At 69.5% G+C, this 16,923-nt stretch carries 15 protein-coding genes; 10 read left to right on the top strand and 5 right to left on the bottom strand.

Features of this window, described 5'->3' with window-relative positions:
• Positions 1-10: 10 nt before the first annotated feature.
• The 3 genes from V5F63_RS09145 (at position 11) to V5F63_RS09135 (ending at position 3,537) form a co-directional block, all read left to right on the top strand.
• On the top strand, positions 11-1,057 hold the full coding sequence (locus tag V5F63_RS09145; RefSeq protein ID WP_394102315.1) for a ligase-associated DNA damage response exonuclease: 1,047 nt from the start codon (positions 11-13) through the stop codon (positions 1,055-1,057).
• Positions 1,054-1,350 carry a GIY-YIG nuclease family protein gene (locus V5F63_RS09140; RefSeq protein ID WP_394102232.1) on the top strand — a complete coding sequence of 99 codons (297 nt, stop codon included), beginning with the start codon at positions 1,054-1,056 and terminating at the stop codon, positions 1,348-1,350. The genes V5F63_RS09145 and V5F63_RS09140 overlap by 4 nt, the downstream gene beginning before the upstream one ends.
• A gap of 555 nt (positions 1,351-1,905) precedes the next feature.
• Positions 1,906-3,537, top strand: coding sequence for a cisplatin damage response ATP-dependent DNA ligase (locus V5F63_RS09135; protein WP_394102231.1), 1,632 nt, complete (start codon positions 1,906-1,908; stop codon positions 3,535-3,537).
• Between the two features lie 142 nt (positions 3,538-3,679).
• Here the strand turns inward: V5F63_RS09135 and V5F63_RS09130 are convergent, their stop codons facing one another.
• Positions 3,680-4,357 (bottom strand): LexA family transcriptional regulator, encoded by a 678-nt coding sequence (locus tag V5F63_RS09130; protein ID WP_394029361.1) that lies wholly within the window; start codon positions 4,355-4,357, stop codon positions 3,680-3,682.
• A gap of 247 nt (positions 4,358-4,604) precedes the next feature.
• Here V5F63_RS09130 and V5F63_RS09125 point away from each other — a divergent pair, with 247 nt between their 5' ends.
• Positions 4,605-4,955 carry a DUF952 domain-containing protein gene (locus V5F63_RS09125; RefSeq protein WP_394029362.1) on the top strand — a complete coding sequence of 117 codons (351 nt, stop codon included), beginning with the start codon at positions 4,605-4,607 and terminating at the stop codon, positions 4,953-4,955.
• Positions 4,956-5,135: 180 nt separating this feature from the next.
• On the opposite strand, the gene V5F63_RS09120 is transcribed toward V5F63_RS09125, so the two are convergent.
• The 3 genes from V5F63_RS09120 to V5F63_RS09110 all read right to left on the bottom strand — a co-directional run bounded on the left by V5F63_RS09120 (position 5,136) and on the right by V5F63_RS09110 (position 7,693).
• The gene (locus V5F63_RS09120) at positions 5,136-6,458 is read right to left on the bottom strand and encodes an MATE family efflux transporter (protein WP_394102230.1); all 1,323 of its coding nucleotides are present in this window, start codon (positions 6,456-6,458) and stop codon (positions 5,136-5,138) included.
• A gap of 4 nt (positions 6,459-6,462) precedes the next feature.
• Positions 6,463-6,732 carry a DUF6460 domain-containing protein gene (locus V5F63_RS09115; protein WP_209488735.1) on the bottom strand — a complete coding sequence of 90 codons (270 nt, stop codon included), beginning with the start codon at positions 6,730-6,732 and terminating at the stop codon, positions 6,463-6,465.
• Positions 6,733-6,805: 73 nt separating this feature from the next.
• Complete coding sequence (locus V5F63_RS09110; RefSeq protein ID WP_394102229.1) at positions 6,806-7,693, bottom strand: alpha/beta fold hydrolase; 888 nt, start codon at positions 7,691-7,693, stop codon at positions 6,806-6,808.
• A 390-nt stretch (positions 7,694-8,083) separates the two neighbouring features.
• Here V5F63_RS09110 and ffh point away from each other — a divergent pair, with 390 nt between their 5' ends.
• The 3 genes from ffh to V5F63_RS09095 all read left to right on the top strand — a co-directional run bounded on the left by ffh (position 8,084) and on the right by V5F63_RS09095 (position 11,830).
• Positions 8,084-9,634: a signal recognition particle protein gene (gene ffh, locus V5F63_RS09105; RefSeq protein WP_209488733.1), complete on the top strand. Its 1,551-nt coding sequence runs from the start codon at positions 8,084-8,086 to the stop codon at positions 9,632-9,634.
• An 89-nt stretch (positions 9,635-9,723) separates the two neighbouring features.
• Positions 9,724-10,089 carry a 30S ribosomal protein S16 gene (rpsP, locus tag V5F63_RS09100; RefSeq protein ID WP_029557928.1) on the top strand — a complete coding sequence of 122 codons (366 nt, stop codon included), beginning with the start codon at positions 9,724-9,726 and terminating at the stop codon, positions 10,087-10,089.
• Between the two features lie 241 nt (positions 10,090-10,330).
• Positions 10,331-11,830, top strand: coding sequence for a leucyl aminopeptidase (locus tag V5F63_RS09095; protein ID WP_394102228.1), 1,500 nt, complete (start codon positions 10,331-10,333; stop codon positions 11,828-11,830).
• A 330-nt stretch (positions 11,831-12,160) separates the two neighbouring features.
• On the opposite strand, the gene V5F63_RS09090 is transcribed toward V5F63_RS09095, so the two are convergent.
• Complete coding sequence (locus tag V5F63_RS09090; RefSeq protein WP_245327500.1) at positions 12,161-12,409, bottom strand: hypothetical protein; 249 nt, start codon at positions 12,407-12,409, stop codon at positions 12,161-12,163.
• Between the two features lie 178 nt (positions 12,410-12,587).
• Here V5F63_RS09090 and leuS point away from each other — a divergent pair, with 178 nt between their 5' ends.
• Genes leuS through holA form a run of 3 tightly spaced genes read left to right on the top strand, consistent with a single transcriptional unit; the run spans position 12,588 to position 16,881 of the window.
• Positions 12,588-15,281, top strand: coding sequence for a leucine--tRNA ligase (gene leuS, locus V5F63_RS09085; protein WP_394102314.1), 2,694 nt, complete (start codon positions 12,588-12,590; stop codon positions 15,279-15,281).
• Positions 15,268-15,852 carry an LPS assembly lipoprotein LptE gene (gene lptE / locus V5F63_RS09080; protein WP_209488730.1) on the top strand — a complete coding sequence of 195 codons (585 nt, stop codon included), beginning with the start codon at positions 15,268-15,270 and terminating at the stop codon, positions 15,850-15,852. The genes leuS and lptE overlap by 14 nt, the downstream gene beginning before the upstream one ends.
• A gap of 3 nt (positions 15,853-15,855) precedes the next feature.
• Positions 15,856-16,881, top strand: a complete 1,026-nt coding sequence (gene holA / locus V5F63_RS09075; protein WP_394102227.1) for a DNA polymerase III subunit delta — start codon at positions 15,856-15,858, stop codon at positions 16,879-16,881.
• Positions 16,882-16,923 lie beyond the last annotated feature (42 nt).

Genomic DNA, 16,923 nt, shown 5'->3' with positions numbered 1-16,923 from the left:
CGTTAGCGTGATGCGCCCGGAAGATCTCCTCTGCCCCTCGCCCAAGGGCCTCTACAGCCCCATCGGCGACTTCTACGTGGACCCGACGCGCGCCGTGCCGCGGGCGGTGATCACCCACGGCCATTCGGACCACGCCCGCGCCGGCCACGCCCATGTGCTCGCCACCCGCGAGACGCTGGACATCATGGCCCTGCGCATGGGGGCGGATTTCGCCGGCGGGACGCAGGCGCTGGCCTATGGCGAGGCGGTCGCCATCAACGGCGTGAAAGTCAGCCTCCATCCCGCCGGCCACGTGCTCGGCTCGGCGCAGGTGCGCCTTGAGAAGGACGGGCTCGTGATCGTCGTCTCCGGCGACTACAAGGACGCCGCCGACCCCACCTGCGCGCCGTTCGAGCCCATTCGCTGCCACGTCTTCGTCAGCGAGGCGACCTTCGGCCTGCCGGTGTTCCGCCATCCCCCGGCGGCGGGCGAGGTGGACAAGCTGCTCGCCTCGGTGCGCATCTTCCCCGAGCGCACCCACATCGTCGGCGCCTATTCCCTCGGCAAGGCGCAGCGGATGATGGCGCTGATCCGCCAAGCGGGGCATGACGCGCCCATCTACGTGCACGGGGCGCTCGTCAACATCACCGATTATTATCAGAGCTGCGGCATGGAGTTCGGCGAGATCCTGCCGGTGAAGGGCGCGCCGAAATCCGCCTTCGCCGGGGCCATCGTCATCGCCCCGCCCTCCTCCATGACGGACATCTGGGCGCGCCGCTTCGCCGATCCCATCACCTCGCTCGCCTCCGGCTGGATGCGCGTGCGCGCCCGCGCCCGCCAGCGCGGCGTGGAACTGCCGCTCGTGGTGTCGGACCACGCCGATTGGGATGGCCTCACCGCCTCCATCCGCGCCACCGGCTGCGAGGAAGTGTGGGTGACCCACGGCGCCGAGGACGCCCTCGTCCACTGGGCCCACACCCGCCAGCTCCGCGCCCGCCCCCTCCACATGGTCGGTTACGGAGAGGAGGATGAGGAGCCCGCGGTGGCGGCGGATGGGGAGAAGGAGGCGGGTGGATGAGCGCCGCCTTCTTCGTCTACATCCTCGCCAGCGAACGCAATGGAACGCTCTACATCGGGATGACGAACGATCTTGTGCGCAGGGCTTTCGAGCACCGCGGCGAAGACGCAAAAGGCTTCACCAAAACTTATGGCGTCAAGAGGCTGGTCTATTTCGAACTGCATGACACAGCCTACGCCGCCATCACACGCGAGAAACGGCTGAAGAAATGGCCGCGCGAGTGGAAGATGAACCTCATCGAGCGTGAAAATCCGCACTGGCTGGATCTGTACGATGACATTGCCCGGCCCTGACCGCGCTTTCTCCAGCCGTCATCCCCCGGCTTATCCGGGGGATCCACCGCGCCGCGAGAGGGCTGCCGCGAAGCCCGGCACCCCACCGAGGGAGGCGTGGATGGCCCGGACAAGCCGGGCCATGACGGCGGAGGGGGTGGCATTGCGATCGCAGGGGCCGGCGCACTCTCGCACGCGCGCCATGCACCGCGATCTCTCCAGCCGTCATCCCCCGGCTTGTCCGGGGGATCCACCGCGCCGCGAGAGGGCTGCCGCGAAGCCCGGCACCCCACCGAGGGAGGCGTGGATGGCCCGGACAAGCCGGGCCATGACGGCGGAGGGGATGGCGCTGCGATCGCAGGGGCCGGCGCACTCTCGCACGCGCGCCATGCACCGCGATCTCTCCAGCTGTCATCCCCCGGCTTGTCCGGGGGATCCACCGCGCCGCGAGAGGGCTGCCGCGAAGCCCGGCACCCCGCCGAGGGAGGCGTGGATGGCCCGGACAAGCCGGGCCATGACGGCGGAGCGAATGGTGCGTCAGGGAGCGTCGGTCGCGTTTAGGCAAGGCAAGCAGCCATGAACCGCTTCGCCGCTTTACTCGATCGCATGTCCTACGAGGCCGGGCGCAATGCCAAGATCCGGCTCATGGCGGACTATTTCCGCTCCACGCCGGACCCGGAGCGCGGGCTCGCGCTGGCGGCGCTCACCGGGGCGCTGTCGTTTGCCAATGCCAAGCCCGGCGCGGTGCGCGCGCTGATCGCCGAGCGGGCCGACCCGGTGCTGTTCGAGATGTCCTACGATTATGTGGGCGACCTCTCGGAAACCGTCGCCCTCATGTGGCCCCGGCCGGAGGGCGCGCGGCCCCACGCGCCGCTCTTGTCCGAGATCGTCCACGGCCTCTCCACCTTCTCAAAGGTGTCCCTGCCCCGGCATCTCGCCGACTGGCTGGACGGCCTCGACGAGACCGGCCGCTGGGCGCTCCTGAAGCTCATCACCGGCGCCATGCGCGTGGGCGCCTCCGCGCGCCTCGCCAAGACCGCCGTGGCGAGCCTCGGAGATATCACGCCGGACGAGGTGGAGCTGGTCTGGCCCGGCCTTGAGCCGCCCTATCAGGAGCTGTTCGCCTGGGTGGAGGGGCGCGGCCCGCGGCCGGAAACCACCAACCCCGCCCCGTTCCGCCCGGTGATGCTGGCCCACGCCATCGAGGAGACGGATTTCACCGCTCTCGCCCCCACCGATTTCCGGGCCGAATGGAAGTGGGACGGCATCCGCGTGCAGGCCGTCGCCGGCACGGGCCCGGACGGCGCGCGGGTGGTGCGGCTCTATTCGCGCACGGGGGAAGACATCTCCGGCGCCTTTCCGGATATGGCGGAGGCCATCGCCTTCGACGGCGCCATGGACGGCGAACTGCTCATCGTCCGCGACGGCAAGGTGGAGCCCTTCAACGTGCTGCAGCAGCGGCTGAACCGCAAAACGGTGACGGTGAAGATGCTGGCGGAATTCCCCGCCCACATCCGCGCCTACGATTTGCTCGTCGACGGCACGGACGATTTGCGCGGAGAGCCCTTCGCCGCCCGCCGCGCCCGGCTGGAGGCGCTCGTCGCCCGCCTCCACACCCCGCGCATCGACCTCTCGCCCATGGTGCCCTTCTCGACCTGGGAGGAACTGACCGCCGCCCGCCGCGACCCCGCCTCGGCCGGCGCGGGGGCGGATGCCGGGGCGGTGGAAGGGGTGATGATCAAGCGGGCGGACAGCCCCTATCTGCCGGGCCGCCCCAAGGGGCCATGGTGGAAGTGGAAGCGCGATCCGCACACGGTGGATGCGGTGCTCATGTATGCCCAGCGCGGGCACGGCAAGCGCTCGTCCTTCTACTCGGACTACACCTTCGGCGTATGGACCATCGGCGACGAGGGCGAGGATGTGCTGGTGCCGGTGGGCAAGGCCTATTTCGGCTTCACCGACGAGGAATTGAAGCAGATCGACGCCTTCGTGCGCCGCGCCACCATCAACCGCTTCGGCCCGGTGCGCGAGGTGGTGCACGAGAAGGAGGAAGGGCTGGTGCTGGAAGTGGCCTTCGAGGGCCTCGCCCGCTCCACCCGCCACCGCTCCGGCATCGCCATGCGCTTCCCCCGCATTGCGCGCCTCAGATGGGACAAGCCGCCGGGCGAGGCGGACCGGCTGGAGACGCTGGAGGCGCTCTTGGGGTGAGGGGGCGGCGCGCTCAGATGTGGGCCGTCGCCCTCCGGCTCGACCGGAGGGCCCATTCCGCCGCCGGGACAAACGTCGGGATGGGTGCTCCGGTCGAGCCGGAGCACGACAGCGATGTCTCTCGTCGAGCCGCTTTGTGTCCCTACTGGCTCGCCCACACGATCCGCGCGATCCAGTCCACCTGATCGAGGGGAATCTGCCGGTCCTCGTGGGCGGGGTTGAGGGAGCGCAGCTCGATGTGGCGGGTGGTCTTGCGCACAAGCTCCTTGGCCAGCACCTCGCCCTCCCTGGTCTTCAGCACCACCCGGTCGCCGCGGCGCGGCTCGGAGGCGGGGGAGACCACCACCACGTCGCCGTCGCGATAGACCGGCTCCATGGAATCGCCGGCGATCTCCAGCGCATAGGCGTGGGCGTCGTGGACATCGGGAAAGACGACCTCGTCCCAGCCGGCGCCCACCGGGAAGCCGGCATCGTCGAAGAAGCCGCCGGAGCCGGCCTGGGCGAAACCGATCTGCGGAATGGCGTTGAGCGGGCGCGGCGCCGGGACGGGCGCATCTTCGGCAAAGCCGCCGCCATGGGCCGGCCGCTCGGAGGCGTCCAGCAGCGAGAAGAACTGCTCCGGGCTGGTGCCGGTGGCGGCGAGCGCCTTGGCGATGCTCTCGGTGGAGGGCCAGCGCGGGCGGCCGTCAATGGTGATGCGCTTGGAGCGGTTGAAGGTGGTGGGATCGAGCCCCGCCCGCCGCGCGAGGCCGGAGGTGGAAAGCCCGTGCTGCTCGGCGAGTTGGTCGACGGCACGCCATATCTTACCGTGGGTCAGCATGGGAAAGACGTTCCTTGCCTCGACGTGCCTTTGCCTCGACGGTCTTTGCTCGACGGCGAATCCGGATGCGGACCGGGCGCCCTGCGCAACGCCGCGCCCCCTGAAGCGCGGACAATATGAATTTGTTCCCCATTTGTACAGGACTTCAGTCCGCATGCAACCATAAGGCGAACGCAGTTGCCCTTTCGTTCGTCCCGGCCTATGTGCGGCGCCGACCCACCCCAAGGACGCCCGAGGAGCATCGCCCGTGACCGCCGCCCCGCTCATCTACAAGATCGCCCCCGCCGCGCTCTGGGCCGCCGCCGAGCACGCGCGCGTGTTCACCGGCGCGCCGGTGGATGTTGCGGACGGCTACATCCATTTCTCCACCGCCGCGCAGGCCCGCGAGACGGCGGCGAAGCACTTCGCCGGGCAGGCCGACCTGAAGCTGGTGGCGGTGGAGGTCGCGGCGCTGGGCGCGGCGCTGAAGTGGGAGCCCTCGCGCGGCGGCGCCCTCTTCCCGCACCTTTATGCGCCGCTGCCGCTCACAGCCGTGCGCTGGGTGCGCGACCTGCCGCTGGGCGCAGACGGGGCGCACGTCTTTCCCGATCTGGACTGATGCCGTCGGCCTCGGTCTTCGACCGATGCCAAGCGGGTGACGCTCTAGAGCGCGATCCGATCAAGTTGAATCAACTTGATCGGTGAATCGCCCTCTAAACTCAAGAAAGAGAACGCGTGATCCGATCTGATTGCGACGCAATCAGATCGGCGCGTGCTCAAGCGCCGCGCGGGCTTGGCCTCATCCGAAGGTCCGCCGCACGAGCGCGGGCAGGCGCAGCGCCTGGAAGCCACCGCGTGCGAGCAGGAAGGCGAGCATCGCGAGCCACAGGCCGTGATTGCCCAGAGACCGCAGCGCCAGGAACACGCCGAGATAGACGACGAGGGAGGCCAGCATCAGGTTGCGCATGTCGCGCGACCAGAGCGCGCCGATATACACGCCATCGAAGGCATAGGCCGTCACCCCCGCCACCGGCAGCAGGGCGGCGTAGAGAAGAAAGACCCGCGCCTCCGCCCGCACCTCGGGGCTGGTGCTCATGGCGTCCACGATGGCCGGGCCGGTGACGAGGTAGACCGCCCCCGCCAGCACCGCGAAGGCAAATCCCCACACGATGGAGAGCCGCACCCCGGCGGAGAAATCCGCCTTGCGCCGCGCGCCCACGGCGGAGCCGCAGATCTGCTCGGCGGCGGTGGCGAAGCCGTCGAGAAAATAGGCGGCCACCATCACCATGTTCTGGAGGACGGCGTTGGCGGCCAGCGTCACGTCCCCCGCCCGCGCGCCCTGCGCGGCGAAGAAGGAAAAGGCGAACATCAGCGCCGCCGTGCGGATCATGATGTCGCGATTGAGCATGACCGTCTCGATGAGGCGCGCCTTGTCGATGAGCACCGCCCGCGCCACCCCGAGCCGCCCGCCCAGCAGGCCGGCGCACACCGCGACGCCCGCCACCGCGCCGGCGATCTCGGCGACCAGCGTGCCGGCCGCCGAGCCGGGAACGCCCCATCCGGCACCGAGCACGAGGGCGGCCGACAGGCCCATGTTGAGGACATTGATGCCCAGCTGAAGGGCGAGCGCCCGCCCGGTGCGGCCGAGGCCCACCAGCCAGCCCAGCACCACATAGTTCGCGAGCGTGAAGGGCGCGGCGAAGATGCGGATGGCGTAATAGTCGCGCACCGCCGCGTTCACCTCCTCGCTCGCCCCGGCCAGCGACAGGGCCGCGCTCTCGATGGGCGTGCGCAGCAGCACGATGAGGAGGCCGAGCGCGCCGGCGACCAGCAGGCCGCGCGCCAGCACCGCCCGTTCCTCCACCGCATCGCGCCGCCCCACCGCCTGCGCGGCGAGGCCCACCGTGCCCATGCGCAGGAAGCCGAACACCCAGAACAGCATGTCGAAGATGACGGAGGCCAGCGCCACGCCGCCCAGCAGGGCAGCGCTGCCGAGCCGGCCCACCACAGCCGCATCCACCACGCCCAGCAAAGGCGTGGTGAGGTGCGCCAGCGTCATGGGCAGCGCGATGGCCAGCACGCGCCGGTGCGTCACGCCCCCGGAAACAGCCGCGAGCGACACGGCCTCAGCGCCGGCCGAACACCCGCATCAGCAGCCAGAGCGGGATGACGATGACGGCGCCCAGCAGGAAATAGCGCCACATGCGCTCCACCGCCTCGAAGCTGAAGCTGAACAGGTTGCGCAGCAGGCGCTGAAGGCTGGTGAATATGTTCATCGGGTCGAGCCCGAGGGCGGCCAGAATCACGCCCACCACCACCGAGAGCAGCACGAGCCGCACCAGCACCCAGGCCGGCGAACCGCCGAAAAAGCGCGTGAGCTGGTTGTTCTCGGACATGGGCTGACCTCCTGTGACGGCCGTGATTTAGCACGACCGCCGAGCAGGGGGGAGACGGGGCCTGAGCGGGCTTCTACTTCCCGTCCAGGAAGTCCGTCACCAGCGCGATGGTGGCGGCGGGATTCTCTTCCATGATCCAGTGGCCACTGCCGGGCACCACGTCGCCCGTCACGTCGGTGGCGGCGAAACGCATCACCTCGGCCATGGTCAGGCCGAACGAATGCTCGCCGCCCAGCGCCAGCACCGGCATGGCGAGCTTGCCCGCCTTGAGGAATTCCGCGTTGTCGACGGCGTCCTGGTCGAAGGCCGCGAACTGGGCGAAGCCCGCATGCATGGCGCCGGGCTGGGCATAGAGCGCGGCGTAATGGGCGCGCGCGGCCTCGGAGAAATGGCTCGGATCGGCGGAGAATTCGTTCCAGAAGCGATCGAGATAGATGCGCTCGCGCCCGGCAACGAGGCGCTCCATGTCCGGCCCACCGAAGCGGAAATGCCAGAGCAGCGGGTTCTTGAGAATCTCCTCCCATGGCCCGACGCCCGGCAGCGGCGCGTCGATGAGCGCGAACTTCGTCACTCGGTCACGATGGAGCGCGGCGAAGGCGAAGCCCACCATGTTGCCGATGTCGTGGGTGACGAGCGCAACCTTGTCGATGCCGAGGGCATCGAGCAGGCCCGCCATGTCGGCGGCCTGGGTCTTCTTGTCGTAGCCGCCGGGCGGCTTGGCCGAGAGGCCCATGCCGCGCAGGTCCGGCACTACCACCGTGTGCATCGGCGCCAGCGCTGCGGCGAGCGCGCCCCACATGTCGCCGGTCTCGCCATAGCCGTGGATGAGCAGCACCGCCGGCCCCTGCCCGCCGGTGCGGACATGGAGGGTGGTGCCGTTGGTCGCGATCTCCTGGACACGGAAATCGGCGGGAAAGGGAACGATCTGGCTTGCTTCGGGGGCAGTCGAAGTCTGGGGCATGGTTTCCTCCCCGCCGGTGGCCGGCGGACCCGCGCGTGATGCGCCAATGGAAACATGCGCTCTTCCGATGACGCCTAGTAGTGGCGTTCCGCGCAAACTTCGCCTGCAAGGCGAAACTTGCCGCAGCGAAGGCGCCAGCGCAGGATGCCCGTGCGCGATGGGCTTTCCGCCGGGAAATTTGCCTCTCGCCCCCAAACCTGCTAACAGCCCCAGCTTCACACGGACGGCCATGCCGATCCCGCCGACCGGGCCGAGAGCCCGGAGGCCCCCGCCCGACAGCGCGATGCGCCCTCGGGCGTGCTTTGCGTTGGCTTGATGCGGCGTCATCTCGTCCTGCGCGGCGCGGGAGATCATAGCGGTCCGGTGTGAACCCTCAACGCATGGGTGCCCATGTTCGACAACCTTTCCGACCGCCTCGGCGGCATACTCGACAAGCTGAAGCGGCGCGGCGCTCTCACCGAGGCCGACGTCGGCGAGGCCATGCGCGAGGTGCGCCGCGCGCTGATCGAGGCGGACGTGGCGCTGGACGTGGTGCGCTCCTTCACCGACCGGGTGCGCCAGCGCGCCGTGGGCGTGGAGGTCATCAAGTCCGTCACCCCCGGCCAGATGGTGGTGAAGATCGTCCACGACGAGCTCGTGGCGACTCTCGGCTCCGACGCCGACCCCATCGACCTGAACGCCCCCGCCCCGGTGCCGATCCTGATGGTCGGCCTGCAGGGCTCGGGCAAGACCACCTCCACCGCCAAGATCGCCAAGCGCCTCACCGAACGCGGCAAGCGCAAGGTGCTGATGGCCTCGCTCGACACCCGCCGTCCGGCGGCCATGGAGCAGCTGGCCACGCTGGGCAAGCAGGTGGAGGTCGCGACCCTTCCCATCGTCGCCGGCCAGTCCGCCGTGCAGATCGCCAAGCGCGCCATCGAGGCGGCCAAGCTCGGCGGCTACGACGTGGTGATGCTGGACACCGCCGGCCGCGTCACCCTCGATGAGGGGCTGATGGCCGAGGTGGCCGAGGTGAAGGCCCTCACCAAGCCGCACGAAGTGCTGCTGGTCGCCGACAGCCTCACCGGCCAGGACGCGGTGAACACCGCGAAAGCCTTCGACGGCCGCGTCGGCCTCACCGGCATCGTGCTGACGCGTGCGGATGGCGATGGCCGCGGCGGCGCCGCGCTCTCCATGCGCGCCGTCACCGGCAAGCCCATCAAGCTGCTGGGCACCGGCGAGAAGATGGACGCGCTGGAGGATTTCGATCCCCACCGCGTGGCCGGCCGCATCCTCGGCATGGGCGACGTGGTCGCCCTCGTGGAGCGGGCCGCCGAGAATATCGATATCGAGAAGGCGAAGATCACTGCCGAGCGCATGCGCAAGGGCACCTTCGACCTTGACGACCTGCGCGGCCAGCTGGAGCAGATGGCCAAGATGGGCGGCCTCGGCGGGCTCATGGGCCTCATGCCCGGCGTCGCCAAGGTGAAGAACCAGATCGCCAGCGCCAATCTCGACGACAAGGTGTTCAAGCGGCAGGTGGCCATCATCAACTCGATGACCCCCAAGGAGCGCCGCGCCCCCAAGCTGCTCGACGCCTCGCGCAAGCGCCGCATCGCCGCCGGCTCCGGCACCAAGGTGGAGGAGATCAACCGCCTCCTGAAGATGCACCGCCAGATGGCCGACGTGATGAAGTCGCTCGGCGGCGCCGCCGGCAAGCGCGGCCCGCTCGCCGGCCTCGCCGGCATGATGGGCTTCGGCGGCGGCGGCCCCTCGCCCGAGATGCTGCAGGAGATGGCGGAAAAGATGGGCAAGGGCGGCATGCCCGGCGGCGCTGGCGGCGGCCTGCCTCCGAACTTCCCCGGCCTGCCCGGCGGCGGCCTGCCATCCAAATTCCCCGGCGGCCTTCCCGGCCTGCCCAAGGGCTTTCCTGGAGTGGGAGGCCCCGGCAAGAAGAAGTAAAGCCAACGCCCCCTGCCTGCCCGGGCGCCGGCAACAGCAATCAACCCGAATACCAAACGCAAGACACTGATTTAAAAAGGAAGAAAACCATGTCCCTCAAGATCCGTCTCGCCCGCGGCGGCGCCAAGAAGCGTCCCTACTACCGCATCGTCGTCGCCGACGCCCGCGCCCCGCGCGATGGCCGCTTCATCGAGAAGATCGGCACCTTCAACCCGCTGCTCGCCAAGGATTCCGAGACCCGCGTGGTGCTCGACACCGAGAAGGCGAAGGCCTGGCTCGAAAAGGGCGCCCAGCCCACCGACCGCGTGGCCCGCTTCCTCGACGCCGCCGGCCTGCTGAAGCGCGAAGCCAAGAACAACCCGAAGAAGGCCGAGCCCGGCCAGAAGGCCCAGGAGCGCGCCAAGGAGAAGGCCGACAAGGCCGCCGCGGCCGCCGGTGGCGAAGCCGCCGAGTGAGGCTTTCCTTTCGGGAAGATGGGGAATGGGGGCGCCTGGCGCCCCCTTTTCTTTTGGCAGAACGGTTCACAACCGCGCCCCGGCACCTATCTAAGCCCCAGCCCCGAAAGCTCGGGCGCGGCGGCAAGGCGCGCTAAGGCGCCACGCCATTGGCGGTTTCCCCTGTCCGCCGGCCGGGCTAGACAAGGGCGACGCATCTTTTGAATCCATTCTGCCCCCTTTGCTGCTTCTGGAGCGCCTGATGTCCGATCCCGTCACCGTCTCGTTCGCCCGGCTCACCGGCGCGCCCAAGGGCGTGCTCGTGGTGCTCACCGACGACAGCCTCGCCTTCGGCGCGCAGGCGCAGAAGCTGGTGAAGGGGGCGGACAAGGCGCTGACCCGCGCGTTCGACGCGGAGAAGTTCAAGGGCAAGGCCTGGAGCGCGCTGGACCTGCTGGCCCCCGCCGGCATCGAGGCGCCGCGCCTCATCGTGCTCTCGGTGGGCAAGGCGGCGGACCTGAAGCCCAAGGACTTCCTGAAGCTCGGCGGCCTCATCGCCGGCAAGCTGCCCGCCTCCGCCCGCGAGGCGAGCGTGGTGCTGGAGCTGCCCGGCACCAAGATTTCCGCCGACGCCGCCGCCGAGGTGGCGCTGGGCATCTCGCTGCGCAGCTACAGCTTCGACCGCTACAAGACCAAGAAGAAGGACGATGCGGAGGCGACGACCGCCCGCGCCGTGACCCTCCTCGTTTCCGACGAGGCCGGCACGAAGCGCGCCTATGCCGCCCGGCAGGCGGTGGGCGACGGCGTGCTGTTCGCCCGCGACCTCGTGAACGAGCCCGCCAACGTGCTCGACCCGCCGGAATTCGCCCGTCGCGCCGAGGAGCATCTCTCCGCCGTCGGTGTCGAGATCGAGGTGCTGGATGACGACGCCCTCGCGGAAGCCGGCATGAAGGCGCTGCTCGGCGTCGGCCAGGGCTCCATCAAGGAAAGCCGCGTCGTGGTGATGCGCTGGAATGGCGGCCCCGAGGGCGAGGCCCCCGTCGCCTTCATCGGCAAGGGCGTCACCTTCGACACCGGCGGCATCTCCATCAAGCCCGCCGCCGGCATGGAGGACATGAAGGGCGACATGGGCGGCGCCGCCTGCGTCACCGGCCTCATGTATGCGCTCGCCGCCCGCAAGGCGAAGGTGAACGCGGTGGGCCTCATCGGCCTCGTGGAGAACATGCCCGACGGCGCCGCCCAGCGCCCCGGCGACATCGTCACCTCGCTGTCCGGCCAGACCATCGAGATCATCAACACCGACGCCGAGGGCCGGCTCGTGCTGTGCGACGTGCTCTGGTACGCCAAGGAGCGCTTCAAGCCCAAGTTCATGATCGACCTCGCCACCCTCACCGGCGCGATCCTGGTGGCGCTGGGCGCGGAATATGCCGGCCTGTTCTCCAACGACGACGAGCTGTCCGAGCGCCTCTCCAAGGCCGGCCAGGAGACCGGCGAGCGGGTGTGGCGCATGCCGCTCGGCCCGGAATACGACAAGATGATCGATTCCAAGTTCGCCGACATGAAGAACACCGGTGGCCGCCACGCCGGCTCCATCACCGCCGCCCAGTTCCTCGCCCGCTTCGTGGACAAGACCCCGTGGGCGCATCTGGACGTCGCCGGAACGGCCATGTCCTCGCCGGCGAGCGACATCAACAAGAGCTGGGGCTCGGGCTGGGGCGTGCGCCTGCTCGACCAGCTGGTGAAGGACCACTACGAGGGGTGAGGCCGTCGCCCTCCTCGGGCCGCCCTCGCCTCTTTCACCACCGTTACCCTCCGGCTCGACCGGAGGGCCCATCCCACCGCCTGAGACAAGGCGGGGAAGGACGAGCAAACGGCGCCATGGATCCTCCGGTCGAGCCGGAGGACGACGGCGGTTCAAAGCGACGGCGGTTGCAAGCGACGGCAATTGCAGGCGATGGACAGCGGATGAAGCGGCGTTATTCCGCAGGCCCGGCGTGGGGCGGGTGCTTGGGCTCGGTCAGGCGCACGGCGGCATAGCCCATCGCGATCACGACGAGCGGCATCACCACATACGCGTACAGCCAGAGGCCGGTCATATCAGTCGTCCAAGCACGCTTCTTGCCATGAAATGTAGCACACCCGCGGCCGCCAGCCAAAAGACGCTGCCGAGGGCGATGAGCACGCCATGGGACGGCCCCGCCGCGCCGATGCCGCCGAGCCCATAGAGCGAGGCCACCGCCGGCCCCAGCGCACCCACGGTGAGGCACGCGGTGGACGCCCGGTCGAGGGCATTGGCCGTCAGCTTGGTGCGCTCGTTCTGGATGAGGCTCATGGCCGGCATATGGAAGGCCCCCACGGGCGGGTCAAGCCGGAGCGCGGCGCTCGCGCCCCTGCGTGCCAGCCTCTCCGGTTGCGGAGAGAGCTGGGCCTTCCGCAGTGCGGGACGGTTGACCGCAGGGTCCGTTTCTGTCCTAGTCCCGGCCGTTTCGACGCCTGACGGACCCATGACCCAAGATCGTATGCCGGACAACGCCGCCGAGTGCGCGCAAGATCGCACCCAGGACCGCACGCAAGACCGCTACAACGCCCGCGAAGCCGAGCCGAAGTGGCAGAAGACCTGGGCCGAGCGCGGCATCTTCCGCACGCGCAACGACGACCCGCGTCCGAAATTCTTCGTCATGGAGATGTTCCCCTATCCGTCGGGGCGCATCCACATCGGCCACGGCCGCAACTATGTGATGGGCGACGTGCTCGCGCGCTACAAGCGCATGCAGGGCTTCAACGTGCTCCATCCCATGGGCTGGGACGCCTTCGGCTTGCCGGCGGAGAATGCCGCCATCGAGCGCGGCATCCACCCCAAGGCCTGGACCTACGAGAACATCGCCTCCATGCGCGAGCAGCTCCAGCTGCTCGGCCTGTCGCTCGACTGGAACCGCGAGATCGCGACCTGCGACCCGTCCTATTACGTGGAGCAGCAGCGCATCTTCCTCGATTTCCTGGACAACGGCCTCGCCTATCGCAAGGAGAGCGAGGTCAATTGGGACCCGGTGGACAACACCGTGCTCGCCAACGAGCAGGTCATCGACGGCCGCGGCTGGCGCTCCGGCGCCATCGTGGAGCGGCGCAAGCTCTCGCAGTGGTTCCTGCGCATCACCCAATTTGCCCAGGAACTGCTCGACGCCATCGACACGCTCGACCGCTGGCCGGACAAGGTGCGCCTCATGCAGCGCAACTGGATCGGCCGCTCGGAAGGCCTGGAGGTGCTGTTCGAGTTCGCCAAGGCTTCCGTCGCCGCCGGCAAGCTGCCGGCCGACACGAAGGCGGTGAAGGTCTACACCACCCGCCCGGACACCCTGTTCGGCGCCTCCTTCCTCGCGCTCTCGCCTGACCATCCGCTGGCCAAGCACCTCGCCGGCACGGACGGGCAGCTCTCCGCCTTCATCGCCGAGTGCAAGCGCGGCGGCACCTCGGCGGAAGAGATCGAGACGCAGGAGAAGAAGGGCTACGCCACCGGGCTCAGTGTCGTCCACCCGCTGGACGCCACCCGCACCGTGCCGGTCTATGTCGCGAACTTCGTGCTGATGGACTACGGCACCGGCGCCATCTTCGGCTGCCCGGCCCACGACCAGCGCGACTTCGACTTCGCCACCAAATACGGCCTCGCCATCACCCCCGTGGTGCTGCCCGAGGGCGCGGACCCCGCCACCTTCTCGGTGGCCGAGGGGCCGTATGACGGCGACGGCACCCTGTTCAATTCCGCCTTCCTCGATGGCATGAGCGTGCCCGAGGCCAAGGAGGCGGTGGCCCGCCAGCTGGAGCGCTTCCGGGTGGGCGAGGAGCCGCAGGGCACGCGGCGGGTCAATTTCCGCCTGCGCGACTGGGGCATCTCCCGCCAGCGCTATTGGGGCTGCCCCATCCCGGTCATCCATTGCGATGATTGCGGCCCGGTGGGCGTGCCCCGCGACCAGCTGCCGGTTCAACTGCCGGATGACGTGACCTTCGACCGCCCCGGCAATCCGCTGGACCGCGCCAAGGCGTGGCGCGACGTGCCGTGCCCCAAATGCGGCAAGCCGGCCCGGCGCGAGACGGACACCATGGACACCTTCGTGGATTCGTCCTGGTACTTCCTGCGCTACGCCTCGGATAATTTGGAGAAGCCGCTGGACAAGGCCGCGGTCTCCCACTGGCTGCCGGTGGACCAGTATATCGGCGGCATCGAGCACGCGATCCTGCACCTGCTCTATTCCCGCTTCTTCACCCGCGCCCTGAAGCATTGCGGCCGGGTAGACCTGGAGGAGCCGTTCGCCGGCCTCTTCACCCAGGGCATGATCGTCCACGAGACGTACAAGGATACCGAGGGCAAGTGGCTCTTCCCCGAGGAGGTGAAGCTCCTCGGCAACGGCAAGGCGGTGAAGATCGAGGACGGCACGCCCGTCACCGTCTCCCCGCCGGAGAAGATGTCCAAGTCCAAGCGCAACGTGGTGGCGCCCGAGGTGGTGGCGGATACCTACGGCGTGGACTGCGCCCGCTGGTTCATGCTCTCCGACACCCCGCCCGAGCGCGACAGCGAGTGGACGCAGGGCGGCATCGAGGGCGCCTGGCGCTTCGTCCAGCGCGTGTGGCGCCTGGTGAACGAGGCGGTGGAGCTGGGCGCCAAGCCGGGTGCAACTTCGGGTGCGCCGCGCCCTGAGACGTTCAGCGAGCAGGCCCTCGGCCTGCGCCGCGCCGCCCATGGCCTCGTCGCGACGGTGGCCGAGGACATCGAGCGGCTGCGCTTCAACGTGGCCGTGGCGCATGTGCACGAATTCGCCAACGTGTTCGGCTCGGCCATCGCCGCCGCCCGCAATGCGAAGCCGGTGCCGGACGACCTTGCCTTCGCGCTCACCGAGGCGGCGCAGATGCTCGCAGCCGTGGTGGCGCCCATGGTGCCGCATCTCGCGGAGGAGTGCTGGGTGGTGCTCGGCCATGAGGGCCTCGCCGCCGAGGCCGCGTGGCCCGCGACCGACCCGGCGCTGCTGCGCCGTGACACGGTCACACTTCCGATCCAGATCAATGGCAAGAAGCGTGACGATATCGTCGTCCCGCGCGAGGCGACCCCCGCCGAGGTCGAGGCCGCCGTGCTGGCGCTGGAAAGCGTGCAGCGGGCACTCGACGGACGCGCGCCGAAGCGTATCATCGTCGTGCCGCAGAGGATCGTGAATGTCGTCGCCTGATCCCTCGTCCCGAACGCACCCCGCGCGCCTGCTGGCGCGGCTCATGGTCGTGGGCGCCCTCTCGGGCGCGCTCGCGGGCTGCTTCCAGCCGCTCTATGCCGAGAATTCGACCACCGGCGGCCCGGCCCTGCTGGACAAGATGAAGGACGTCGAGATCGTCCAGATCCAGGGGCGGCTGGGCAACGAGCTGCGCAACGACCTGATCTTCGCCCTCACCGGCGGCGAGGGGAACCCCAAGGGTGCGCCCCTGCAGATGATCATCTCGGTGGATTCCTCCACCTCCACGGCGCTCATCAATTCGGCCTCGGGCCTGCCCGAGAACCAGATCATCCGCGTGACCGCCAACTGGCGCATCATCAAGGCGGACGACAAGAAGAAGGCGACGGTGACGGAAGGCGCGGCCACCGGCACCGCCACCATCGACACCAGCGACCAGCGCTTCGCCAATTACAGCGCGCAGATCGACGCCGAGAAGCGCGCCGCCCGCTCCGTGGCGGACCAGATCAAGGCGCAGCTCGCCGCCTGGTTCATCCGCACCGGCAACGCGCCGCCCGTCCGCTCGGGAAGCTGAGCCATGGTCGCGGTCCGGCCCGGCGACGCCGACGCGGCGCTCGCCCGGCGCGACCGCGGCAAGAGCGTCGTCCTCATCTTCGGTCCCGACACCGGCCTCGTGCGCGAGCGTGCCGAGGGGCTGGTGCGCCGTGCCGTGCCCGACGCCCAGGACCCCTTCGCGCTGGTGCGGCTGGAGGGCGATGAGATCGCCTCCGACCCCCGCCGGCTGATCGACGAAACCTCCACCATCGGCCTGTTCGGCGGCGAGCGGGTGGTGTGGGTGCGCGCCGGCTCCAAGAACATCGTGCCCGCGCTCCAGCCGGTGCTGTCCAATCCCTGTGACGCGCTGGTGGTGGTGGAGGCCGGCGACCTCAAGAAGGGCGCCCCGCTGCGCACGCTGTGCGAGAACGCCCAGAACGCCCTCGCCATCGCCTGCTACGCCGACAGCGAGCGCGACCTCGCCCGCCTCGTGGACCAGATGATGGCGGAGGCGGGCCTTGCCATCGACCGCGACGCGCGCGAGTTGCTCGTCTCCCTCATCGGCGGCGACCGGCTGGCCTCGCGCGGGGAGATCGCCAAGCTCATCCTCTACGCCATGGGCTCCCAGCGCGTGACGCTGGACGACGTGCGCCTCATCGTCGGCGATGCCTCTGCCCTCGCGCTGGACGATGTGGTGGATTCGGCGCTGGCCGGCGAGACGCGGGAGGCGCTGGCCGCGCTTTCCAAGGCCTTCGGCGCGGCGATGCGGCCGGATGCGGTGCTCGGCGGCCTGCTCCGCGCCCTCACCGCGCTGCACCCCATGACGCTGGCCGTGGCGGGCGGATCGAGCCCCGACAGCGTGGTGGGCTCCGCCCGCCCGCCGGTGCATTTCTCCCGCAAGCCCAAGCTGGAAAAGGCCCTGCGCGGCTTCGACCCCGACCGCTGCATGAAGGCGCTGCTCGCCGTGGACGACGCGGTGCTCGCCGCCCGCCGCAACGCGACGCTGGCCCCCGCCATCTGCGAGCGCGTGGTGCTGCAGGTGGCCCAGCAGGCCGGGCGGCGGCGGTAGATCAACACTCCGAATGAAGCGTCACACCCCGGCTTGTCCGGG

Origin of the sequence: Xanthobacter wiegelii (genome assembly GCF_043193855.2) — a bacterium.
GTDB classification, from domain to species: Bacteria; Pseudomonadota; Alphaproteobacteria; order Rhizobiales; family Xanthobacteraceae; genus Xanthobacter; species Xanthobacter flavus_A.
Note: the sequence above shows the minus strand (reverse complement) of the source record. Positions and strands in the feature narration are given on the sequence as shown.